Annotated in this window: 22 protein-coding genes and 1 pseudogene; 6 read left to right on the forward strand and 17 right to left on the reverse strand. The window is 65.3% G+C overall.

Translation table 11 applies throughout. From position 1 onward, the window contains the following. The 4 genes and pseudogenes from CJ177_RS42880 to CJ177_RS42895 form a co-directional block, all read left to right on the forward strand. Positions 1-1,301: NAD(P)/FAD-dependent oxidoreductase (locus CJ177_RS42880; protein WP_257014985.1), on the forward strand; the 1,301-nt coding region annotated here is incomplete at its 5' end. A 64-nt stretch (positions 1,302-1,365) separates the two neighbouring features. After that, positions 1,366-1,519, forward strand: a pseudogene (locus CJ177_RS48925) (nitronate monooxygenase); the annotation flags it as partial. 63 nt (positions 1,520-1,582) lie between these two features. Further along, the gene (locus CJ177_RS42890; protein WP_095870721.1) at positions 1,583-3,175 is read left to right on the forward strand and encodes an AMP-binding protein; all 1,593 of its coding nucleotides are present in this window, start codon (positions 1,583-1,585) and stop codon (positions 3,173-3,175) included. A gap of 425 nt (positions 3,176-3,600) precedes the next feature. Beyond that, positions 3,601-6,849: a protein kinase gene (locus CJ177_RS42895; RefSeq protein ID WP_095870722.1), complete on the forward strand. Its 3,249-nt coding sequence runs from the start codon at positions 3,601-3,603 to the stop codon at positions 6,847-6,849. A gap of 533 nt (positions 6,850-7,382) precedes the next feature. Here CJ177_RS42895 and CJ177_RS42900 read toward each other — a convergent pair. The 10 genes from CJ177_RS42900 to CJ177_RS42945 all read right to left on the reverse strand — a co-directional run bounded on the left by CJ177_RS42900 (position 7,383) and on the right by CJ177_RS42945 (position 15,317). Further along, the gene (locus CJ177_RS42900; RefSeq protein ID WP_095870723.1) at positions 7,383-7,751 is read right to left on the reverse strand and encodes an antitoxin Xre/MbcA/ParS toxin-binding domain-containing protein; all 369 of its coding nucleotides are present in this window, start codon (positions 7,749-7,751) and stop codon (positions 7,383-7,385) included. Positions 7,752-7,789: 38 nt separating this feature from the next. Then, the gene (locus CJ177_RS42905; RefSeq protein ID WP_257014986.1) at positions 7,790-8,764 is read right to left on the reverse strand and encodes a hypothetical protein; all 975 of its coding nucleotides are present in this window, start codon (positions 8,762-8,764) and stop codon (positions 7,790-7,792) included. Between the two features lie 50 nt (positions 8,765-8,814). Then, positions 8,815-9,075 carry a hypothetical protein gene (locus CJ177_RS48930; protein ID WP_257014987.1) on the reverse strand — a complete coding sequence of 87 codons (261 nt, stop codon included), beginning with the start codon at positions 9,073-9,075 and terminating at the stop codon, positions 8,815-8,817. 136 nt (positions 9,076-9,211) lie between these two features. Next, positions 9,212-9,802 carry an AAA family ATPase gene (locus tag CJ177_RS42910; RefSeq protein WP_095870724.1) on the reverse strand — a complete coding sequence of 197 codons (591 nt, stop codon included), beginning with the start codon at positions 9,800-9,802 and terminating at the stop codon, positions 9,212-9,214. Next, positions 9,799-10,182: a hypothetical protein gene (locus CJ177_RS42915; protein WP_095870725.1), complete on the reverse strand. Its 384-nt coding sequence runs from the start codon at positions 10,180-10,182 to the stop codon at positions 9,799-9,801. The genes CJ177_RS42910 and CJ177_RS42915 overlap by 4 nt, the downstream gene beginning before the upstream one ends. Positions 10,183-10,835: 653 nt before the next feature. Beyond that, on the reverse strand, positions 10,836-11,840 hold the full coding sequence (locus CJ177_RS42920) for an acyl-CoA dehydrogenase family protein (protein ID WP_095870726.1): 1,005 nt from the start codon (positions 11,838-11,840) through the stop codon (positions 10,836-10,838). A gap of 260 nt (positions 11,841-12,100) precedes the next feature. Then, entirely contained in the window at positions 12,101-13,411 is a 1,311-nt protein-coding gene (locus tag CJ177_RS42925) for a Rep protein (protein WP_095870727.1), read from the reverse strand. 376 nt (positions 13,412-13,787) lie between these two features. Next, positions 13,788-14,105, reverse strand: coding sequence for a hypothetical protein (locus CJ177_RS42930; RefSeq protein ID WP_095870728.1), 318 nt, complete (start codon positions 14,103-14,105; stop codon positions 13,788-13,790). Then, positions 14,102-14,596, reverse strand: a complete 495-nt coding sequence (locus tag CJ177_RS42935) for a hypothetical protein (protein ID WP_095870729.1) — start codon at positions 14,594-14,596, stop codon at positions 14,102-14,104. Before CJ177_RS42935 ends, CJ177_RS42930 begins: the two co-directional genes overlap by 4 nt. 307 nt (positions 14,597-14,903) lie before the next feature. Continuing rightward, positions 14,904-15,317, reverse strand: a complete 414-nt coding sequence (locus tag CJ177_RS42945; protein WP_061044044.1) for a hypothetical protein — start codon at positions 15,315-15,317, stop codon at positions 14,904-14,906. A gap of 364 nt (positions 15,318-15,681) precedes the next feature. Between CJ177_RS42945 and CJ177_RS42950 the strand changes: the two genes are divergently transcribed. Beyond that, positions 15,682-16,128 (forward strand): helix-turn-helix transcriptional regulator, encoded by a 447-nt coding sequence (locus CJ177_RS42950; RefSeq protein WP_306453431.1) that lies wholly within the window; start codon positions 15,682-15,684, stop codon positions 16,126-16,128. A 271-nt stretch (positions 16,129-16,399) separates the two neighbouring features. Here CJ177_RS42950 and CJ177_RS42955 read toward each other — a convergent pair whose 3' ends face one another. From CJ177_RS42955 to CJ177_RS42965, 4 genes are all read right to left on the reverse strand, one after another. Then, on the reverse strand, positions 16,400-16,963 hold the full coding sequence (locus CJ177_RS42955) for an inner membrane-spanning protein YciB (protein WP_095870730.1): 564 nt from the start codon (positions 16,961-16,963) through the stop codon (positions 16,400-16,402). A gap of 29 nt (positions 16,964-16,992) precedes the next feature. After that, a complete protein-coding gene (locus CJ177_RS48935) occupies positions 16,993-17,412 on the reverse strand; it encodes a hypothetical protein (protein WP_257014988.1) in 420 nt (139 codons plus the stop codon). A 101-nt stretch (positions 17,413-17,513) separates the two neighbouring features. Further along, positions 17,514-18,104 carry a GAF domain-containing protein gene (locus CJ177_RS48940; RefSeq protein WP_257014989.1) on the reverse strand — a complete coding sequence of 197 codons (591 nt, stop codon included), beginning with the start codon at positions 18,102-18,104 and terminating at the stop codon, positions 17,514-17,516. A 34-nt stretch (positions 18,105-18,138) separates the two neighbouring features. After that, a complete protein-coding gene (locus CJ177_RS42965) occupies positions 18,139-19,305 on the reverse strand; it encodes a cytochrome P450 (protein ID WP_095870731.1) in 1,167 nt (388 codons plus the stop codon). 91 nt (positions 19,306-19,396) lie between these two features. Between CJ177_RS42965 and CJ177_RS42970 the strand changes: the two genes are divergently transcribed. Beyond that, entirely contained in the window at positions 19,397-20,461 is a 1,065-nt protein-coding gene (locus CJ177_RS42970; protein WP_257014990.1) for a DUF3068 domain-containing protein, read from the forward strand. Here the strand turns inward: CJ177_RS42970 and CJ177_RS42975 are convergent. Genes CJ177_RS42975 through CJ177_RS42985 form a run of 3 tightly spaced genes read right to left on the reverse strand, consistent with a single transcriptional unit; the run spans position 20,458 to position 23,211 of the window. Beyond that, on the reverse strand, positions 20,458-21,066 hold the full coding sequence (locus tag CJ177_RS42975; protein WP_005564128.1) for a hypothetical protein: 609 nt from the start codon (positions 21,064-21,066) through the stop codon (positions 20,458-20,460). The genes CJ177_RS42970 and CJ177_RS42975 overlap by 4 nt on opposite strands. Before the next feature lie 26 nt (positions 21,067-21,092). After that, positions 21,093-21,653, reverse strand: coding sequence for a hypothetical protein (locus CJ177_RS48945; RefSeq protein WP_257014993.1), 561 nt, complete (start codon positions 21,651-21,653; stop codon positions 21,093-21,095). A gap of 19 nt (positions 21,654-21,672) precedes the next feature. After that, positions 21,673-23,211 carry a peptidoglycan DD-metalloendopeptidase family protein gene (locus CJ177_RS42985; RefSeq protein WP_373560092.1) on the reverse strand — a complete coding sequence of 513 codons (1,539 nt, stop codon included), beginning with the start codon at positions 23,209-23,211 and terminating at the stop codon, positions 21,673-21,675. Positions 23,212-23,272: the final 61 nt, after the last annotated feature.

Below are 23,272 nucleotides of genomic sequence, written 5' to 3' on the forward strand. Positions count from 1 at the left end.
TGGCGCCGGAGACCGACGTGGTGGTGCTCGAATCCACCGATCGCACGGGCGGACGAGTCGAGACCGTCCGTCGGGGCGACTACTGGATCAACGTCGGCACCCAGTTCACCGAGGGCACCGGCACGCTGATCGATGCCCTCGACCGGCACGGCATCGAGATGGGCTCGCTCGCAGGCAAGAGCGTCGCGCTGTACTTGAACGGCGAGGTGGTCGACACCTCGAACCCCGTCGCGCTCATGTTCCGCACGCGGATGACCATGATGGACCGTATCGGCATGGCCATCGTCGGTGCACGCATCCTCTCGGTCATGCCGTTCCTGGAGTCGCAGAGCCGTATCGCGCAACGGGTTCGCGCCAAGCTCGACACCAAGCTGGCGTCATACCTGCTGAAGGGTGTCCGGTCGGAGTTGGCCGCCGCCGTCGTGCGGTCGTGGTCGGCGCAGTGGATGGGATGCGAGGTGGAGGAGACGGCCGCCACCCAGTTCGTCACGTCGGTGGGCCTCGCGCTGGCCGACCCGGAGAAGATCCCGAACTTCTCGCTGCCGGTGGGTGGCAATCAGACGTTGACCGACGTGCTGACCGAAGATCTCGGTGGCCGGATCCGGCTGAACTCGGTGGTGCGCTCGGTGCGGCAGGACGGTGACGGCGTGGTCGTCGACTATCACGACGGCGACCGACCGGTGCGGCTGCGGGCAAAGCGCGCGATCGTGACCGCACCCGCCGATGTCGCCGAGCGAATCATCCCGGACCTCCCGCAGCAGCACCGGAATGCTTTCAACGACATCACCTACGGCCGGTACGTGATCGTCGGATTCTTCACCGACGAAGTCGGGCCGCAGCGCTGGGACGACTACTTCGCTGTCTCGACGCCGCAACTGTCGTTCCAGGCGATGTTCAACCACGCCGCGGCGATGCGGAACGGCGACGACCGTAAGCCGGGTGGAGCGCTGGCCTGTTTCGCCGGCGGCGCTCACGCCGACGCGTTGTTCGATCTCCCCGACGAGGAGATCGTGTCGCGGTACCAGCAGGACCTGCTCGCAGTGTTCCCCGAGCTGGAAGGGAAGCTGGGCGAGGGCATCGTGCGACGGCATCGTCGGGTCGTGCCCTTCTGGGCGCCCGGGCGGAGGAACTCGCTTCCGACGTTGCGTGATCCGCTCGGCACCACCTACCTCGCCGGCGACTACCAGCTCGATCTGCCGTCGCTCGCCGACGCAGCGACGTCGGGCGAGCGAGCGGCGAAGGCCGTACTGGCGAGCCTGAGCCAGGCCGCGAGAGAGAAGGACTCGGCAATCAGAGTTTGAGCAGTCGCTTCGCCAGCTTGCCGGAGGCGCGGGGTAGTTGCCGCGTGGTCCGGGCACGCCCTCAGCCGAACAACTCGGGGTCGACGCGATCGGCATCGACGGCTTCGAGTGCGCCGGACACCCCGGCGAGGACGACGTCCCGGGCTCGTGCTGATCCCCGCCGCGGCCCGGGCGCAGTCCGTCCCGATCATCGCGCGAGCGGCGGACTCGCCACCGGCGCCCGACCACCGGGCTACGAGACCAATTCACCACTGCTGCAACACTTCGAGGGAGAGGCCCCAGTGAGCTTCAAGAGCCCGTTTCCGGACGTCGAGATTCCGAACCTCAGTGTCTACGATTTCCTTTTCGGCCAGGTTGACACGGCCGATGGGGACCGGCCCGCGCTGATCGACGGTGCCTCCGGCGCGGTCACCACGTACCAGTCGCTGGTCGCCCAGATCAACGGGGTGGCCGGGGCGTTGGCCGCGCGCGGTCTCGCGGTCGGCGAGGTGGTGGGTCTGCATTCGCCGAACGTTCCCGCGTTCGCGTCGGTGTTCCACGGGATCCTGCGGGCCGGTGGCGTCGCGACCACCATCAACGCCCTCTACACCGCCGAGGACATCGCCAAGCAGCTCACCGACTCGAAGGCGAAGTTCCTGTTCACCGTCTCCCCGCTGCTGCCGCAGGCCAAGGCCGCGGCCGCGAAGGTCGGGATTCCGGTAGCGAACGTGATCGTCCTCGACGGCGCCGACGGGCACCCGTCGCTGAAAGATCTGCTGGCCGAGCGCGCCTCCGCCCCGGAGGTGTCGTTCGATCCGGCGACCCAGCTGGCGGTGCTGCCGTATTCGTCCGGGACCACCGGCCGGCCCAAGGGGGTGATGCTCACGCACCGCAACCTGGTGGCGAATGTGTGTCAGATCAACCCGCGGATGGGCATCGGCGCCGACGACAAGCTCCTGGCGGTGCTGCCGTTCTTCCACATCTACGGGATGACGGTGCTGCTGAACGCGGCCCTGTACAACCGGGCGAGCTTGGTGACGATGCCGAAGTTCGACCTGGTCGAATTCCTGAAGATCGTCTCCGGCCAGAAGTGCACGTATGTGTTCATCGCCCCGCCGGTCGCGGTGGCGTTGGCCAAGCATCCGCTGGTCGACGAGTACGACCTGTCGAGTGTGCATTCGATCTTCTCCGGTGCCGCCCCGCTGGATCAGGAGCTGGGCAAGGCGGTCGCGAACCGGCTGGGGTGCCGGGTGCGGCAGGGCTACGGGATGTCGGAGATGAGTCCGGTCTCGCATGCGATTCCGTTCGACCGTGACGACATCGCCCTGGATTCGGTGGGTCCGTCGATCGCGAACATGGAATGCAAGCTGGTCGACCCGGGCACCGGGGAGGAGGTTGCCTACCCGACCGACGGGGTCAGTGAGCCGGGTGAGTTGTGGTGCAAGGGCCCGAACATCATGGCCGGGTACCTCGGCAACGACGAGGCCACCGCGGAGACCCTGGACGGGGACGGGTACCTGCACACCGGCGACATCGCGACCGTCGACTCCGAGGGCGTCGTGACGATCGTGGACCGGATGAAGGAGCTGATCAAGTACAAGGGGTATCAGGTGCCGCCCGCCGAGCTGGAGGCGTTGTTGTTGACGCACCCGCAGATCGCCGACGCCGCCGTCATCGGGGTTCTCGACGACGAGGGGGAGGAGGTGCCGAAGGCGTTCGTCGTCCGCCAGCCCGGTGCCGAATTGGACGAGGCTGCGGTCATCGCGTTCGTCGCCGAGCGGGTGTCGCCGCACAAGAAGGTCCGCAAGGTCGAGTTCATCGACCTGGTGCCGAAGTCCGCCGCGGGCAAGATCCTCCGCAAGGACCTACGCGCCGCCGAAACTGCCGGGAGGTAGGCCCTCCGACAAGGCACACATCGAACCGACCACTACCGCCACCCTCATCGACGGTGTCCTGCAGCTGCCCATCTCCACGCCGGCCGCAGGCATGTCGATGGATTTCACCCAGATCGACGAGGCCACCGAGGCCGTGCGCCTCGGCTTGCTCGACCAATTTGTCGCCGACGACGAGATCCACACCGAGCGCCCCAGAGCGCCACGCTCGACGGTATAAGGGCGCCGCCGCCAGCGTGAACGCAGCATCTGCGCTGCCACACGTGTTCGTGCAGCATCGAGTCTGTCGGTGTCGTGACGCGGTTCGAGGCTACCGTAGCCCGCATCGTTCAGGCTACCGTCAGCGATATCCTGGAAACACGTCGTCGAGAGGCTGAACGTGCAGATTTCATCGAACATATCGCGGACCGGATGAATCGATCCGGACGATGCCCGATATCGATCCGTTCGAGACCCATCGCGATGTGACCCCGTCAGTCGCGTCGGAACTGGCAGCCGACGGATTCGACGACGCCCGGGAGATCGGGCGTGGAGGCTTCGGTGTCGTGTACCGGTGCACACAACCCGCACTCGACCGGACCGTCGCCGTCAAGGTGCTCACCAACGATCTCGCGGAGGAGAACCGGGAGCGCTTCTTTCGCGAACAGAGGGCGATGGGCCGCCTGACCGGCCACCCCAACATCGTCAACGTCCTCCAGGTCGGGGTCACCGACAGCGGACAACCATTCATCGTGATGCCGTACCACCCGCAGGGCTCCCTGGACGAACGTATCCGACGGCACGGCCCGTTAGGTGTGGACGACGTACTGCAGTTAGGGGTGAAACTGGCAGGTGCGTTAGAGGTTGCCCACGGCGAGGGCATCGTCCACCGCGACATCAAGCCGGCGAACATTCTCCTCACCGACTATGGCGAGCCGGCACTCACGGACTTCGGGATCGCGCATATATCCGGCGGGTTCGAGACCGCTACCGGCATCGTCACCGGTTCACCCGCGTTCACTGCGCCCGAGGTCCTCGGCGGCGCCGCCCCAAGCCCCGCCTCGGACATATACGGACTCGGAGCCACCCTGTTCTGCGCAGTCACCGGCCACGCCGCATTCGAGCGCCGCAGCGGCGAACAGTTGGTCGCCCAATTCATCCGCATCACAAAGGAACCGGCACCGGATCTTCGGGATCACGGCCTCGCCGACGATGTCGCTACCGTGATCGAGCAGGCAATGGCCCGTCGCCCCGAGGACCGGCAACCCTCAGCCCTAGCGTTGGGCGAGAACCTGCGCGAGATCCGACGTCGCCGCGGGATATCTGCAGACGACATGGCGCTCCACGTGCGACCCGCCCCGGGTACAGAACCAGCACCGCAGGAGAGGATTCACCTGAACCCTTCCCGCCACGAGAGGGGGAATCTCCCCCTGGAGTTGTCCAGCTTCGTCGGTCGCAGGCACGAACTCGCCGAAGCGAAGAATCTACTGACGTCGTCGCGCCTGCTGACATTGGCCGGAATCGGCGGAGTCGGGAAAACACGCCTCGCACTTCGACTTGCATCGAGCATCCGCCGCGAGTTCGCCGACGGCACATGGTTCGTCGAGCTCGACGAGGTCGATACCCCGTCCCGCTTGATCGACGTGGTGGCCGCAACCCTCGGTGTGCGGGACCAAACTGACCGGTCGCTACGCGAGATTCTGCTGGACTTCCTGTCTTCGCGAGAACTGTTGCTGATCTTGGACAACTGCGAGCAAGTGATCGACGCGGTTGCCGACCTCGCGACGGTTCTGCTTCAGCAGAACCCGAATCTGCGCATCCTCGCGACAAGCCGCGAACCCCTTGCAATTGCCGGCGAGGCAGCACTGCGCGTTCCCCCACTCACCGTCCCCGACCCCGACCGCGAGCCGTCCCTGCAGGGTCTGCCCCGCTACGACGCGGTGTCGCTGTTCACCGAACGCGCCACCACCGCGGTCTCGACCTTCGCGTTGACCGATGCCAACAAGTCCGCTGTAGCGCGGATTTGTCACCGGCTGGACGGGTTGCCCCTGCCGATCGAACTGGCGGCAGCGCGGTTGCCTGCGATGTCGCCCGAACAGATTCTGCAACGGCTTTCCGACCGCTATGCGTTGTTGACTCGCGGGAGCCGAGGCGCGCCGTCGCGCCAGCAGACGCTTCGGTTGTGCGTCGACTGGAGCTACGACCTGTGCACCCCGCTCGAACAATCCACGTGGCAACGGCTGTCGGTATTCACCGGCAGCTTCGAACTCGATGCCGCAGAACACGTGTGCGGGGACAATACCGGCGACCTGCTGGACTCGGTGGCATCCCTCGTCGACAAGTCGATCCTCATCCGCGAAGAGCACGGCACCGCGGTCCGCTTCAGGCTGCTCGAGACCCTCCGCGCCTACGGACGAGAAAAGGCCCAGGAAATCGACGACTACCACGACTTGCGCCGGCGGCACCGGGATTGGTACCGCCAGCTGGCTCGCACCGCCGAGGACGAGTTCATCGGTCCCAGGCAGCTCGAGTGGATGGAGCGACTCAGCAGTGAGCAGCCCAATCTGCGGGACGCGATGGATTTCTGCCTCGCCGAAAGCGATGCCGACGCCGGTTTGCAGATGGCCACACCCTTGTTGCAGCTCTGGGGGTCGCGAGGCCAGCTCAGCGAGGCGAGGCGCTGGCTTGACCAATTCCTGTCACTCCAGAAAGAACGCCCGACCATCACCTACATCCGGGCGCTGTACGCCGACTGCCTGATGTCCGAACAGCAGCAGGACCACCAGCGAGGTGCTGCCCTTGTCGAGCGGGCGCGGATCCTCGCCGATCAGATGACCGACCCGATAGCGCACGCGATCGTCGACCACGCGGACGGCATCGTCGGATTGTTCACCGGCGATCTCACACGCGCGGCGTCACGTCTGGAGCGGGCACAGCCTGTGTTGCGACACGCCGAGAACGAACTCGCACTGCGGATCGAGTCCCTGACGCTGCTGGGATTGACGTATCAACTGGCCGACACCCAACCCCACCGGGCAGTCGAATGCTACGAGAAAGTTCTCGCGATCACGGAAGCTCAAGGTGAATCCGTCTATCGGGCCTACGCACTGTGGGCCATGGCCGTCGCACAATGGCGACTGGGTGATCAGCGCCGCGCAACCGACCTACTCGAAGAAGGAGTGCGGCTCGCTCGACTCGTCGACGACCCGGTCAGTTGCGCGAACTGCGTCGAAGTACTCGCCTGGATCGCCGGAACCAGTGACCCTGAACGCGCCAGCACACTGATGGGGGCCGCGGAGACGCTCGGCCGCGCTGCCGGGAGCCCGTCCGTAATCGTTCCCGACCTGTTCGTTTATCACGAAGAATGCGAGCGGTCCGCCCGCCGGATGCTCACCGAACGCGCCTTCGAGCAACCCTGGCAACACGGCAGGGCAATGGATCTCACGTCCGCTGTCTCCTACGCACTCCGCGAGCAGACCCCGAAGACGAGTCCTCCAGATTCCACCACCCTGACGAAACGCGAAAAACAGGTCGCCGAACTGATCGCCGAGGGTCTGACCAACAAGGCGATCGCCGCCCGCCTCGTCATCTCGCAGCGCACCGCTCAGGGACATGTCGAACACATCCTCACCAAACTCGGATTCACCTCAAGAGCACAGGTCGCTGCCTGGGTTGTCGAAGAGAGACAATCGTCCTAATTTACGCTCAGCGTGACGGGGAGGCACGGGTCAGCCGGACATCGGACCCGCCTCCATCGAGCCATGGAAGGTTTCGTGGGTACTTGTGCTGGCCGTGTAGTCCACTCCTGAACGCCATCACCAAAAGCCGACTGCACACGGTCGCACGTGCCAGCTAGCGGTGCAGTCGCCGTTTGATATTGAAAGCGTGTTCCTAAAACGGTCGTTTATGAACCCTCGATCGGAACAGTGCACCTCCTGACGGAATCGACAGTGGTCGTGCGACGTTCGGGCCTTCAGCGCACTATGGGATCAAGCGGCCGAACACGATTGTCTCCGACCCATGTGGGGTTCAGGGCGGCAACCACTGCTTCCTGAAATGACACGAAGGACAATACTCATGGTGAGTAGTCTTCGCGCACCGCTTATGTGCTGCTGACCACCTATCTCGACTTTCAAGATAGCTACGATCTGCCGATGCGTCTCAAAGAGCAACTACCGAGAGAGCTGGTTGCTGGATTGCGGCCGCTCCATTCTGGTTGCATGATGTGCGGTCAGGAGCCGTGCGTGGCGAATTCGGTTGCGGCAGCGAGCATGGTGTCGCGCACGGTGTCGAGGTTCGCTTCGCGGAGTAGCTGTGCGGGTGGTCGGTTGTCGAGTGCGGGGTTTCGTCCTTGGAACCAGGTTTGGATGACGGCGGGGGTGTCGCGCGCGCCGATTCGTCGTGCGGCGTCGAGGGCGACCTGGAGTCGGTCGAGGATGGCGTGGTCAGGCAGTGGGGTGGTGCCGTCCACCCATCCGTGGACGGTGGCGGTGTCGGGCGCTTCGGCCAGGTATGAAACGAGTTTCGCGCCCAGGAGTGACCGCAATTCGGTGATGAGGGTGCGCGCTGCCGTGTCGGGTCCGGTGCCTGTGTCGACCATTTCGCCTCTCCTCGGTCAGCCCCCGTGTGCTGTTCACGCTACTGCTGGAACGGCATCCGCAGGTCCGGGTAATCGGCGTCGGACAGGGTGATCGTGCGCCCGCACCCGCACGGTGTTCCCGATGTGCAGGAGGTGGTCGGGACGCTGTGCGGTGCGCGCATCGAGACGGGATTGTTCGGGCAGCGAACCCGGGCCGGAGGAACGGCGGGCCCGCGGTAACGCCGGGATCCGTCGGGTTGGCGGGCGCCGTGTGGGACGAAGGCGTAGGCCTGGCGGGCCTGGTGCCGGCGGTCGAGCCGCCCGCGCACGCCGGCGTCCATCTTGGTGTCGATCGGCTCGATGTCGTGCAGCCCCGCAGGAAGACTCGTCGGGTAGAGGGTGCCGTCGATCCAGAGGGTGTCGCTACCGTCGGGTCCGGGGTGTATGCCGCGCTGTTTGGGGTGCAGGTCGTAGATGGTGGTGTAGCCGAGCTGCCAGACCGGCAACGCGAACGTGTCGTTGGTGACGTAGTTGTAGGCGCGGTCGGCGATGAGCTGCCGCGGCTTGCCGATGGTGTCACCGAGCGCGTGAACGGCGGGCAGGCCACCGATGCCCTTGTGCGACCCGGCCGGTGAGAGGTTCATCGCCCGGGCCACGTGTACCACCGGGACACGGCCGGGCACGGATGGCACATCGGTGATCACGTGCAGGTCATAACCGCAGAAGAAGATCGTTTCCTCGAACTCACTGCTGCGCCAGCCCATCCGCGCGTCCATGTCGGCCGTGTAGATGTAGCGACCATCCGGCCCGGTCGGGGCGTCCGGGAGGTGGTGCCCGCTCCTGCGGGCATGCGGATGGTTCGGATCCGGCGGCGCGAGCGGATGATCCGGCGGCGGCGGCGGCGAGTCGGGGTCGGCGTCGACGAGCGGTTTGCGGTGGCGCACCCGCCCCCACGTCGAGAGGTCGGTCGAATCCAGAGCCACGGCCCCGGTCGACGGGTGACCCCACAGGGAGGCATCGAGCAGGGCCTGCACGAAGCGATGCTCGTCCCACTCGGGATACCGAGATGATCGGCACGCGTTCATCAGTCGCCGTAACGCATCGTTGATGCCTTGTAACTGATGGGCACACCGTCCGGCAGCTCAAGTGCCGCGCGTTGCCGATCGGTCCATCCCCGCACCACCGTCGCGACTTTTGTCTGGTGCATCGGTAGGCCGAGCATCGGTGTGAGCAGGTAGGCGGCGAGGAATGCATCGGCGGTGAAATTGCGTTGGACGTCGCGATGGTGGTCGAACACCTCGTGGACGAACTCGCGTGCCTCACAATGTTCGATCACCGCGACCACCCCGGCTGGTGGTGAGCTGTTGGAGGGAGGTGTCCGTCTCGTCGGAGTCGGTGACTTTCGGTGCGTCGTGGTCGGTGGCCGTGTCTGTTGGTTTGTCGTGTTCTGGGTGTTCGGATCCGCCGGGCTATTGCTGCGCCTATGGGTGCTCGCCCCGGCTGGTGTGCGATGTCAGTTCTGTGGGTGTCCAGGCGGGCCAGGTGGCTTCGCCGACGAGGTGTCCGTCGGTGAACTGGGCGACGATGCGCGGGCCGGTGCTCGAGCTGTTGTCGTACACGCTCGCGTGATCGAAACGTGGGAACGCCTGAGCGACGAGGCCCCATATTCTTTGGTATCGCTGGCGGATCTTGTCTTCGGGCACGTCGTGTCCGCCGGCTTGCACCCGGCAGCGCACACGCTGGACCGCTAGTTCCTCGGGAATCATTAGCACATGCAAGACGACGGTGTAGTCGTGTGTGCGCGCTTGGTCGATCAGCTCCAGTTTCGACGCTTGGGAGAACACCGTCGCGGCGATGAACGATTTCCCCAGGGTCAGCAGGTGTGCTCGGGTCTTCGCGGCGATCTCCGCCGCCTCATAGGAGTGGATGGCCGGATCTGCCGGCCATCGTTGTGTGGCGATTTCGTCGGCATTGACGAGCGGGCTGGCTGGCAGCAGGGGGGCGAGGGTGAAGGCCACGAAGGTGGACTTGCCGGCGCCGTTGCAGCCGGCCACCAGGTCGAGTCGTTTCACTCGGGCAGGATTGTGCGCGTGCCGTCGGGACGGTACTCGATGATCTGACCGTCCTCGGACAGCGCGACGGTGGTGATTCCCTGGGCGGCGAGCGTAGAGCCGTAGTCGGTGGTGGCCAGTTGTTCCTCGATCGCCGCGTTGATCTCGGCGTTGAACACTGTGGCTTCTTCGGGTCCGAGTTCGCCGAGCGGCAACCGGCCGGCGAGGGCGTCTTCTACTCGGCGGCGGGCCGCGGTCTGTCGGCTCGAGACCGCACGTCCCACCCGGGCCCAGTGTTCGAGTTGTTGGCGTCCGGTGCGGTGTTGCCGTTCTCCCTCGGCCATGGCGCTGGCCACCAGGTCGGCTGCCAGGCGGGTGACCTTGTCGCCAGTGCTGTGCATCGCTTCACTCTCAGGTGGTGTAGCTACTTGCTACAAGTGTAGCTGTTAGCTACAGGCGCTGTCGGGTTCCTGTTGTCGGGGTCCGCCCGAATCCGCCGACGATCGTCGGTCCTCCCTCGAGACCGCGCCGCCGGGTGCGGTGAAGGTCCCCTAGACGACAAAAAGCCGCCCCCAACTGGACATTGAGGTCAGTCCGGAGGCGGTTTAACGTGGAGGGTGCGGCCGTATCCCGTCGGGTCGAGACTTGGCATTCCGGGATACGACCCGCCGGGTTTGCTGACTCCTGCCTCCGCTGCGAGTCGCGTAGCTGAGCCGCTCTCGAACCATCCCTGAGCGCGGTGCTCCACGCGTGGTTCGAGGGCGCAAGGGTAACTGGCCGAGATGCGCCAAGTCGCCTTACCGCGAAGTGGTCGCCCCGGGGTAGGTGGGACTCACGGCGGGGGTTGGGTGATGCACCGTGCATCACGGTGGGCGGCGACCTGGCGGACGATTCTTCTGGTTCGGGCGCTGTTCTGCTGACTGATCAGAGGGGCGGGTCGGTCCGCCTGATCGCCGGTTCCGGTGGAGTGAGACGGGGAGGATTGCGATGGAACTGAGGGTGCGGGAAGTCGGGGTCTGGGATCGCCGTCATGCGTCTCGGTCCGGCGGTTCCACTAGGGGTGGCGAGCGGTCAGGATGCGGGACTTGATTTCCGGGGTGGTGGTGCAGACGGCACTGAAGGCGGCTTCCCGGACCAACCGCTCGGTGGGCTCACCGCGTGTGACCGATCGGCTCCCCGCGGCGGTGGCGACGTAGGTGGCGGCGGTGACGGCGAATTGGCTGGCCTGGGCGCGGGCGTTGTAGATGTCTCCGTCGCCTATGGCCGCGTTGTTGAGTGCTGTGCGGATCGTGGTGTGTGTTTCCCGCAGTTGCGGGCAGGGGTGTCCGATGCGGTCGGCTTCGGTCAGGCACGCTCGTGCCACGCCGAGGGCGAGGGAGCCGTTGATCCGGAGAATGGCGCGGTCCGCGATGCTGCGTCCGCCGCGACGAGCCTTTCGGACGTGGATGACCGAGGTGTGGGGGACTTCGTATCCGTTGAAGGTCAGTTCGACGGTGTTGGAGGCGTCGGCCGCGGACAGGCAGATTCGTTTCGCGTGGACACCTCGACCGTCGGTTGCGTCCATGAGGAAGGTGACGGTTTTCTGGGCTCGGGTGTCGAATGCGGTGACGCCAATAGTGTCGACGAGGCCCCATCCGGTCACGAACGGTGCCTGCCCGGTAATGGTGTATCCATCGTCTGTTTCGGTCGCGACGATGACGGGGTTGTCCGGGTTCGCGCAGCCGCTGCCGGAGACCCCGGCGGTGACGGCGCCGCTGCGCAGGTCGGCGAGATAGCGGGCTTTGAGGGTGTTGTTCCTCGACATCATCATTCGGAGGAGGGTGCCGTGGTGTTGTGCCCAGACGAATGCGGTCGCCAGGCAGCCGCTGATGAAGATTTCGCCGACGTCGGCGAGGGTGTGGACGGGATCTTTGGTGGCGAAGGCGAGGCCGTAGAAGCCCCGGTCGCGTAGTGCGGCGAAGTGCGAGGGCGGGATCTTCCCCGACGTGTCGACCTCCGCCGCGGCGGGTCGCAGCACCTGGTCGGTGAGGGTTTGCGCTTGCTGTACCCAGTCGGTCATGGCTGACACCGTATCCACACTGCGCCGCCGCACCCAGCCGACGTACTCCAATGGTGGGCGGACGCCGTGAGACTCGTCCAGCTTCTGAGAACTCGCACCACTGCGGCAGCGGTCCACTGCCGCAACTGCGATCGAGATGTTGCCCGGATCGCCTCCGGTGTAGTCCCACGGCAGTAGCAGTCGGTCCGTGACCCGAGGTGCGGCGGCTCGATGATGGTGGAGGACTACCCGCGAGACTGGTGAACGTCCCGCTGGACGGCTCATCGGACATCAACTCGGCGATGTGCGGTGTGACGCAGGGTCCGGCGGATCTGTGCGAGGGCGGCTTCCCGCTGCTCCGGGGTTGCTTGCATGGCGTTGCGACGGTGGATTGCGGTGCGGTGGGCTTGTTGTTCGCGGCGGCGCCGGGCGTCGGCCGCGGCGCGGTGCTGGCTGGGTGAGGGGCCGGTCCAGTCGATGTGGGTCAGTCGCCAGTGAAGGAGGGCGACCGGTGAGCTGATCCGGTCTGCTGTGGGCCAGGTCCAGCCACGTTCTCGGGTGTCGCGGTCGAGGGTCTGTGCGATGTCGTGGCCGGTCCAGCGGGTGGTGTCGATGCCGGCGGCCTGGATGGTGTCGCAGATGTTGCCGATATGGCCGCGGGTGAGAACGGGGGAGCGGGCGATGAGGGTGGCGGCGGCTCGTTGGAGGTGGAGTGGTCGGGGTTGTGGGGTGGGTGTGGTGGGCCGCGCGTGTGCGCGTTGGTGAGTACTTCGTAACGAAAGAGTATGTGAAGGAACGTAAGTACCGGGGGATAGGGTGTCAGCGCCGGTGGCCTGGGGACGGGGTGTGCTGGCCGCGGTGGTGGGTTGTTGGGGCCGGGTGCGGTGGCGTGCGAGACGTCGGGTGGCGCGGGTGCGGCACGGACGCGGTGGGCGTTGTGGGGGTGGGGGAGTGGCGTCGACGATGTGTTTCGGGGAGCTGAGTGCCCAGACGGATGCGGCTTGGTGTTGTTGGCCGCCGTGGTGGAGTTCGGCTGCCAGGTATTCGTGGGTGCGGAGGGTTCGGCCACGTTCGAGTTCGACGCCCATGCTCAGGGTTTTGAGAACGCGGCGGGCGCGGTTGACGACGGAGAGTGAGACTCCGGCGTGGTGTGCGATGAGTTGCCGGGATGCGGTGACACCGCGGCCGGTGGTGGAATCCGCGAATCGGGCGTGGGCTGTGGCGACGGCCATCAGGCGTTCGATGCCGATGCTGTGGGCGGTGAGTGCGGCTTGGCCGGTGGTGGTGTGGGTGATGTGGTGGCGGAGTTGGCGTAGCCATTCGGTGCGGCCGGACCATACGGGGATGGTGGCTTCGCGTCCGGGTGTGGTGGGGAGGGTGAAGGATCGGCCGCGTTGCCCGGTGTCGCGGTTGTATTCGTGCAGTTTGTTGATGGCGTGGGTGGCGGCGTGGACGGAGGCTTCCCAGGTGTCGACTTCTGCCGACTGCGGAATGTGCGTACCGCCGTGGACGGATGACCGGATGTTGGTGGGCGAAACAGGTTGTGTAGGTGCTGATTCAGCGCATGCGTTAGTATCAGACGTACCTGTCACAGGTAAGTCCCTTCGGGGAATGCAGTACGAGCGTCGGAAGCGGGTAACTTCCGACACTCACCCTCAGAGAATGTGACGGCTCGGCAAGGCCTTCACCCCCTTGGTTGAGGAGGACCGGCAAGTCCTCCTCAACAACATGCCGCGGAGCGGTTCGTGAATCTGAAACCACCCCCACCAAGGGGGTTTTCGTGTTTCTGAGGGTCTGCTATGGAATTTGGGTTATCGGGTAGCGCGATGGTTACGCGGTCAGGGGCATCGCCTCGCTATGGGCGTGGGTGGGTGCCGATCCACTAGCGCGGTCACCGCGAACTGTGGAGGTTCGCGCGTGTCCGCTGAAGGGGACCGGGAAGGGTGGTTTTGGCCGCAGCCGTACCGGTTACGCCGACCGCGGTGCCGGCTTCACACCGAGCAACAGGTGCGCCGCGACGGCGACCTCACGGATCTGCTCAATCGTGGCTGTTTCGGGCTCCGATGCGACGAGGTCGACGACATCTACGAGCGCGTCGCGTGCTCCCGGGCTGAGACGACACCTGTCCGGTGCGAGGCGGATTGGGCCGTGCGTGTCGATGAGATCCGGAGCGGACATAACGGTCGGCGTCCTGGTGTCGGTGACGAGGAGTGCGCAGATGACGCTCTCTATCGCGATGATGTCCCACGTTCGCCCGTGACGGTCGGTGGCGGTAAGACCCCTCATGCGACTGCCCCTCTCGTCGAGGGACGGTGCAGTCGTAAATCCCATGCCTCGATGGCCGCGGCGACGCACGCCTCGGCAACAGAGCCCGGTTTGGCGGCGAGGTGCGCCCAGAACGCGGCAGCGACAGCTTCCGCACCACTGAACTGATGGCCACTCAGGTAGTCATGAGCATCGACGGTGGTATCGGCGACCGCGGACCAGGCGTAGAGCGCCGCCGACTGAGCGCGGCTGGCGCCGATCACCCCGAGCCGGTGCACCGCATCCCAACGGGTAGCAAGGGAGTTGACCGTGCCGGTCGGCATATCGCGGCACAACATAGCGATCTCGCATCCCACGGATACGGAGAAGCCGGGAATGGTGACCAGACCCCACACCGGGTGGGAGTACATGTCAGCGAGCCAGTTCCACCGCAGGGAAGCGGGCCCCTCGGTGCCGGGGCACTCGATCTCGCCGGTCGCCATGAGCAGGACGCGGTCGGAAAGACTGATCATGCCGCCGACCCCCGCTCGACTGCTCGTTGGCCTTCGACCTGGTTGCAGTACACCCGGATCTCACGATCGGTCGCGATCACCGTTCCGTCGTGCCGGCACACGACACCCGTCCAGATCATGGAACGCGGCGTGCCCCCCGCGGACACCACCGTCGCGACATCCGCGCGACAGGCCTCCAACCGCGGGCAGTGCGAGCAGTCACGCTTCACATCGAAGGTGACCCTATTGGGACCCCCAACCACATTCGACGCCGAGAGTTCGACATTAGTGGCCTCGTGGAGGCGGACGGGGTAGATCTGCGGCGCCGTCAAGATGCCCGCCCCGCTGGCGCCGACATCGTGTGCGGTACAGGTAGTGCGGTGACCTGCGACGTCTGCTTCTGGTCGCGCAGCCGGATGCCGTCCCGCGTTCGCACCCACGCGGACAGCCCGGAGATTCCGATCGGCTCGCCGTCGCGGTCGTAAGCCACCGCGGCCCACACCATCGATCGTGCCGGGCCTTCCTGCGCCTGTTCCTCGCAGGTCACTAGGAAGGGGCAACTCTTGCACGTGTCGATGGCGGCGAGGAGTTGACCTGTGCTGGCGACGTCGGTGTCCCATCCGCGGGGATTCCGCGTGCACGGGAGTCGCTCATCGGTGGCCTGCGGCCCATCGACGCGATCGACGGGACCCTTTGTGCTGATCCGGCGGAAGAAGGCTTCTTCATGCGCTGCTCGGTACACCGCGCACCGCTCTGTGCCTGTAGAGCATCCGCATGTCCAGTCGTGGGCACGAATGAATCGGCGAAGTTGAGTGGTTGTCCAACTCAACACGTCAGTCTCGTCGACACTTCCGCCGACGTCGCCTATCGTTTCCATTGGCAGATCTCCATTCTGCTAGCTGAAGAAACACGCTGACCAGGGCGGCAACCCTGTTCGGTTCAGGCCCCTGTCCGGCGGTAACCGGGCGGGGGTTCTTCTGTTAGATCACCAACTCCGTCATTGATTGCTGGTCACGGCCTAGGTGCATTTGATCTAAAACTGTGGCCTGGAGTGATCGTAAGGGAGATGGTGCAAGGTGTCCACAAGTGATGGATGGAGTGTTTCGGTGAGCCGACGGGTGATGCGCGGATTCGACCCTGCCCGGCTGGAGCAGCTGCGGAAAGACTCCCGCCTGAGCCGGCCCGAGCTCGCTCGCGCGGCTGGCATCGGACACGCGACCCTCTACCAGTGGGAAACGGGCGCGACGTCGCCGCAGGTAGATCTCCTGAAGCGGGTCACCGACGTCCTTGGCGTGCAGATCAGCGATGTCGTCGTAGTCGCCGAGGATGAGCGCCTCCCGGGGGACTGGCGTGTTCTCGCGGGTTTGCTGCAGCCGCAACTCGGGAAGCTGGCCAAACTCAGTACCACCACTGTGGCGCAAGTCGAGCGGGGGCAGGCAGCTCTGACCGACGAGACGGCGCGAAAGGTTTCCGCGGCCTTGGGGATCTCCGAAAGCGTGTACCGCGCGGCCTACGAGCGCGCGCGAAGTCGCCCGCCGGGCACCCCGGCGTGAACTCAGCGAAGAGCTGAGCCGCGGGGGCAGGGTCTTGGTGACCGTAGTGGTGCAGTAAGCAAAGTGAGTAATCATTCGACCTTCTCGCGAGCATGACGAAAAGCCCCTTCGGGGAGGGGCTTTCTGCGTGCTGCGCGGGCAACGCGAAAAGGTCGCGCCGCAACCTCGGGTGAGGTGCGCTGACGTCGGCCGACCGGGCACGTGCCGGAGGGGGCATCGCGCAGTCAGTCCGCTTGGCGAACTCTATGTCGAACCAACGTCGGAGGGGATATTACATAGCTTCCTCGGATTGGTGGTCGCGCCATGCCGTGAGGATGTAGTTGCGATGCCAGGTGGCTTGGGCGACAGCGAGAGCCAAGAGACTTCCGGGTGCGACGAAGACACGCCAGTTGACCCAGGTGTCCGTGGACATTGTGTAGGCGACGACGATATTGACGGCGCCGACCGCGACCAGTGCCACGAACCAACTCCAGCTCAGGAAGCGCCAGACAGCGTCCGGTGCGCTCACCCATCGTCCGATGATGACACGCACCGGGTCACGCTTCGCGACCATCAGCGACGTCAGGAAAGCGCCGGCGATTAGCCAGTACACCCCTGTGGGACGCCACTTTATGAAGGTCTCGTTGTGGAACAGCAGAGTCGAACCGCCTAGGACGAGCACAAGGCATAGACCGGTCCACTGCAGTTTGTCGACCCGTTGGCGTCGGGCCAGCGTCACGATGATCTCGCCGACGACGCCGGCCATGACCACGACCGTCGCCGCGAAGATTCCGGCGGTCTTGTAGGTTGCCATGAACGCAACGACCAACGCGGCGTTGTAAAAGACTCTCCACACGAGCTTTGTCCTCCGAAAGATGTTCTCCGTCAGGAGTCTTCGTCAGGGATGGTTTCGATTTCGGGGGAGATCACCGCGACACCGATCGAGTCGCTGACTAGGGGATCGAGAAGGAAGCCCCGGAATTCGGCCTTCAGCCAGCCGCCACCGCCCCGTCGTGCCCGCACCGTGCCGGAGACCGGCCCCTTACGCACCTGCTGGACCCACTCGATGATCTTCGGCCAGTCTTCCTCATGGAGCGCGAAGGTCTGTCCGGTGCTCACGCCGTGTCCGAGGCCGGGAACGTGCTCGGTCACCCACTTCAGCCAGTACGGGTACTGGTACGACAGATCCCCGACCGCGATGTACATCCCCGATGTCGATGCCAACATCGTCGACAACCACGCGTCGAGCATCGCTTCGTGGACACGGGCTTCGTCGGTGCCCGCGTCCCAGCAGATCCCGCGCACGCGTCTACCCGCTGGGCCCTCCACACACCGCTCGGCGTAGCGCAGCTCCCGGGTGACGTCGGTCTCAGCCCGGATGGTGAACGTGCCGTCGAACCTGTCCTTTACCTGGCAGTCTCGAACCTGTCCTTTACCTGGCAGTCTCGGATTTGGCGCACATGCCGCAACGTGTCGGACAGGCGGGCCGAACGGGTGTAGAGATCTGCAGGACCGAAAACCGATCGATCCTGATGCCGGGCGGACATCCCGATGAGCTCGATAGCTCCGGGGTCCAACTGCAACTGCGGTGGGGGCGGGTTGTCCTCCGAGCTCAGAACCCACTCCCAGGCCCCGACATTGGGGCGGTCCGGCGGGTTCTTCTTCGGGTCACCGGTCCAGACCTGAACTGCTACGACCACGCTCTTGTCGGGAGTCAAGATGGGGTGGGCTGCCCCGACCGGTCCCAGGGCGTCGGCGACCTTGCCATCGAACGGCTCGATCCTGAGATCACGATCGGCGATGCACTGACGGATCAACCCCAGGACAGCCGTGCGGGCAGGTCCGCGAACGACGTTGTTGATATTGCGCCATTCGCGGATCTTGGCGCCTTCGGCGACGACCTGGTGCTCGTCGCCGGTGCCGACAAAGACGGTCGTCCATTCGCGGATCGGGTGGGTGGGTTCGGCGTGTGTGAGCTCAAGGGCATCAGCTGTCATCGGTTTATCCGTTTCTCCCGTACTGGCTTGCGGGTCAGGTCAGGTGGACAGGCATCTCAGTGGGGCCGTGAGTGCGCCAGGTATGTCGCCGGTCGAGTGTTTCCCATGGCTTCACCAGGGACAGGCCCGGGTGGCGTTGGAACAGGCGGCGAGTAGCGATGTCGAGCTGCATCACGGCGAGATCGGCGCCGAGACAGTAATGAGGTCCGCGGCCGAAGGCCAGGTCCGGGCGCTCGCCGCGGGCAGGGTCGTTGGTCGCCGCGCGCAGGGAGAGATATAGAGGACTGCCGGCGGGGATGCGAATGCCGCCGACGGTGATGTTCTCAACCGGGAATCGCCGTATCGCGTAGGACCCGGGCGCGGCGTCGAGGACAAGCTGCGTCACCCGGGCGCGCCAGAGCTGGTCGTCGGCGATTTCGACGAGTAGCTGGTCCCGATCGAGTCCGGCGAGAATGCCGACGGCATTGGCGATCTGGTAGACGGAGTTCTCGAATCCGGCGAGAAACGTCAGGAACGCCAGGGAGATGAGTTCCTCTTCGGTCAGCCGGTCTTCGGCGTCGCGGGCGGTGATCCAATCGGTGATGACGTCGTCACCGGGTGATTTCCGTTTGGCCGCGATCACACGCATGAGCACGAGAACGATCGTGGTCATGGCCGGGATGCGAGGGTCGTCCGCGGTGGGTTCGCCAAAATTCATTGCCATCACGGTCGCCGCGGCGGTACGGAACTCGTCGGCGTCCCTATCGGTCACGCCGAGGATCTCGGCGATGATGTCAGCAGGCAGGGGAGAGGCGTAGGCGGGAAAGAGGTCGACAACACCGGTTTCGTTCGGGTCGAGGTCGTTCAGGCGTCCGTCGGCGCGGGCGGTCACCATCTGCCTCACCGCTCCGATTCGTCGCCGTGAGAACGCGAGCGCCGCCAAAGCGCGGACGCGCCGGTGATCATCGGGGACCATATTGAGCAGGTTGCGGGCCAGTGCCGGTGGTAGGGGAAGACCCGGGCTACCTGACGGGCCACCGGGCCGGACATTGACGATTCCGGGGTCAGCGAGCAGTCGAGAGACGTCGTCGTACCGGGTGATGATCCAGACGCGCAGTCCGTCGGCGTCGGTGGCCTCGACAACTGGGCCGGCGGCGCGAAGGTGCGCATGCAAGCGATCGGCCTCCGCGACACTCAGGCCGGGCGCAAACGGATCGAGCACCAGGTTCCCTTCTGTGATGTGGCAAATACCTCAGGACGAAGATACCGGCTGACCGGGATTCTGCATTGCTCCGGCAGCTAGGGTGCGCTACGTGAGTGCTCAGGTCGACACCGTACTGGATGAAAACGTGCACAAGGCGGATGCCGCCGACCGTCGGGGTTGGAGGAGATCCGCAGCGGTCTGCACTCTCCTCGCGCTCGGCTCGTGCCTGCTCGCCGTCGCTGTCTTGGTCCCCACCTACGGTGCCGCCAGGTTGAAGGTCATCCCGCTCGACGTGCAATCGGCGACAGTGTCGGTTGCGGAAGACGCGGCGGTGCTCAAGGCCACCTCGGTGGCTATGAAAGGTCCGCTGAAGACCGACCGGGGTGTCCCGCTGCGGATTCAGGTGTACGTGACGACAGAGGATCCAGTTTCGGCCGCTTCGACAACTCTGCAGGCGGCGCAGAAGACGGTCCGGACCGACTGGGGCGAGGGGTTAGGCGGGTTAGGCCTGGTCTCGGCAATGGTCGATCGCGTCACGATCGACCGACGATCAGGCATGCCGCTCGCCGAGCCCGTCCCGACCACTCAAACCGAGCAGGGCAAGCCCCCGACGGAGACGCCTCGCGCCGGAATTCAGTACAAGTTTCCGTTCGACGTCGAGAAGGTCAGCTACCCGTACTACGACGGGACGGCACGGGAGACGCATCCGATCGAGTACGTAGACGACGATCGCGTGGTCGACGGCATGCGGCTGTATCACTTTCAGCAGACGATCGGCCCCGTGAACCTTGGGAAATCGATCGGCAGTGTCGCGACGACGACCTTGCCCGCTGAAAAGTGGGGGTTACCTGGCGCGGAGCCGACAACGATGGATCTGCACTACTCCACGACGCGCGATGTGTGGGTCGAGCCTGCATCTGGTGCGATCGTTGCTGTGGAGGAGCAGCCGAGGCGATGGCTGGCGCGGTCGGTTGACGACCCGAATGCTGTGACCACGCTCGAAGCGCACACCCACTTCGACAACGAAACGATCAACGGCCTTGCCCAACAAGCGAAGGACGCCCGTACCGCGATCCTCTGGGGAACCCGATATGGGCCCGCCCTTGGTGCCGTGGTCGGCATCGTGTTGGTGGGGACCGCGATCATCCTCGCGCGCCGCTGGTCCCGCCGCTAGCCGAATTGGTCGAAAGCCGCACGTGCGTAGGGGAGTGCCTCGGCGTATTCGTTGCGAACCTTGTCCTCGGTGCCGAGGTAGGACATGTTGTCGTCGTAGGCTTCGCGGTCTTCGAAGTACACACGGCCACCCAAGTGGTCGGACAGTTGGATCGCCACGGCGTAGTCGACCGGGTTGTCGTCCTTTGCGGCATTCTCCGAGCTCTCCGCACCGGCATAGAAGTTCTCGATTGCGTCGGTGACGGCTCCGTCGTCGAGGGCAGGTCGGTTGTCCCACATCTGGCTCCAACCGAAGAGATTCCGCCCTCCCGATCCGGAATGGTGAACCCGCCAGAATCCTTCAGCTCGTGAGGCGACGAGCGCCGCGATGATGGCGTTATCAGGCGCCTTCCGCTGCTTGCCGAGATCGATGATGCGTGTGACGGTTTCCTTTTGCTGTCCGTCGGCGGTGTCGTCGACGAAGGGATCGAGAACCTGGGTAGTGGTGTCGATCGCGGGTGCCGGTTGTGATGCGGTGTCGTCGTCGGAGTTGTTGCCGCCGCACCCCGCGATCACCGCGGTGGCGAGCACCATGACCGTCAGAGCTGTGGTGATGCGGTAGTTCAAGGTTCCCCCTCGTTTGCCGGTTGTGTTCAGGTGAGGTTATCGATCAACCATCGGCCGTCTGATTCGGTGAGGATGAGCCAGACGGTGGCGTCGGGTTCGACGGGGTGGGTGGTGTCGCCGGTGACCGCGGTTTGGGTGATCGTGGCCACCCGGTGTGCGGTGGTGTCGGTGTCGGGTGGGCAGCCGGAGCAACCGACGGCGACGTCGGCGATGACCCGGGCGTTGTCGTTGATCCATTGCTGCCATTGCAGGCTGCGGCCGCGCTCGTTTCGCACATCGGAGGTCAGGCGTGCAGCCAGGGCCGGTGTGAACCATTGTGTCGCGCGACGGAATCCGCTGGTGGGGCTTTCGTCGGTGGTGGGGGCCCAGGTGAATGCGACGGGCATGGCTTGGCGGACGACTTCTTCCGGCGTTGTCGGTGCCGGTCGCTGAGGTGCGCGGGTGCCCGTTTCCGGGGCAGGTGTCGGTGCGGTCGTGGTGCTCTGCGGTGTCGCGGTTCCTGAGGTGTTGGCGTTGTCGTGGGAGGAGTAGAGCAGTGCCGCGGCCGCGGCGATGATCACTGCGAGCAGGATCAGGGCTTTTCGCATGGTTTCTCTCCTCCGGGGGTCACATGCGGCGGGCGCGCATGTCGGCCATGATGGGTGCTTGTTTGACGACGTCGCCTGTGGTGGGTGCGTGGACCATCTGCATGTTCCCGGCGTAGATGCCGACGTGGCCGGGACCTCCGGCCTCCCAGGATCCGAAAACGAGGTCGCCGGGTTTGGCCTGGGAGATGGGGATTTCGGTGCCGACCTTCCATTGTTCTTCGGAGGTGCGGGGGAGGACGGTCTTGCCGCCGGTCGCGCGGGCGTATGCATACTGGGTCAGACCCGAGCAGTCGAACCCGCCCCCGGACGGACCACCCGCGCCGCCACCGCCCCATACGTATGGGGTGCCGAAGTACTGGCTGGCAGCCTCGACGACATTGCTGCCGCCGGCTGTGGGGGAGGGGACGAACTCGCCGCGGCCGCCGGGCTGCTCGAACTCAGGAATGTAGGAGAGGACTTTTTGCACATAGGGCCGGGTTTCGCTGGAATAGTCACCACCGGAGGGCATCCCACCGGCTTGCTTGATGGCCCCCTCACCTGCGTTGTAGCTGGCGATGTAGAGCGAGAGCGGGTCGCCCTTCACGGAGCCGTCGGCGATCCAGCTGTCGACCGATCGCGCGATCTCGCAGAAGTACCTGCTCTGAGCCATCACGGCGTCTCCGACATCGCCTTGGGAGATCCGGCCGTTGCCGTCGTCGTCGCTGCCGTAGACGGCCCAGGTCCCATCCATGAACTGCGTATAGCCTTTCGCGCCTGCGAGGCTGGTGACAGCGCGGAACCCGCTTTCGGCTTTGGTGTCCGCGGCCAGCAGCGCCGGGCTGATCTGAGGGCACAGCGATCCGCCCTTGCGGAACCATTCTTCGAATGCCGTTGGGACACTGCCGGGCTTGAGATCACCGCCGCCCGCGGTGCCGAAACCCTTGCCGCAGTCGACGGGGGTGGATGCGGCCATGAGATTGATATTCGATCCCGGTGCACTCGCGTCCTGTCCCGATGGTGCAGGGGCGCCGCCGAGTTTGGTCGTCGGGTCGATCGCGGTCCCGCCCTGCAGACGGCCACCGTCCCAGTACTCGAAGTGCAGGTGCGGACCGGTGGATCCGCCAGCGTTGCCGATGTCGGCGATGTGGTCACCGGCCTTGACGGTCTGCCCGGGTGTGACGTGGATGCCGTTGGCGTACATGTGCCCATAGACGGTGGAGACCGCGCGGCCGTCGACGACGGAGTCGATAATCACCCAGTTCTCGAAACCGATACCGGGGCCTTCACCGCTCGAGCCGGCGGCGGCGACGAGGCCATCGAGGGCGGCGTAGATCGGGGTGCCGACCGGGCCGGCGAAGTCGACACCTTTGTGCATCGCCCCCCAGCGGGGTCCGAAACCGGAGGTGAACGTGGTGGTTCCCGGTGCGGTGGGTTGCTGGATCGGCCCGGACGGCGTCAGAGCCGCCGCCGGCCGATCATCGGGTGTGCTGTCTCCGCGCGCGCCCACAGAATCGGAGTGGACGGGCCGACAGGGCTTGGGCAGGTCGATGATCGCCCCGCCAGTGCAGGCGCTTGCCATCCCGATGACGAAGATGGCCGCCAGGATGGCGCCAGTCACACGCGATCCTGTGCTCTGACCA

Origin of the sequence: Rhodococcus sp. ACPA1, from assembly GCF_002300195.1 — a bacterium.
Lineage (GTDB): Bacteria > Actinomycetota > Actinomycetes > Mycobacteriales > Mycobacteriaceae > Rhodococcus_F > Rhodococcus_F opacus.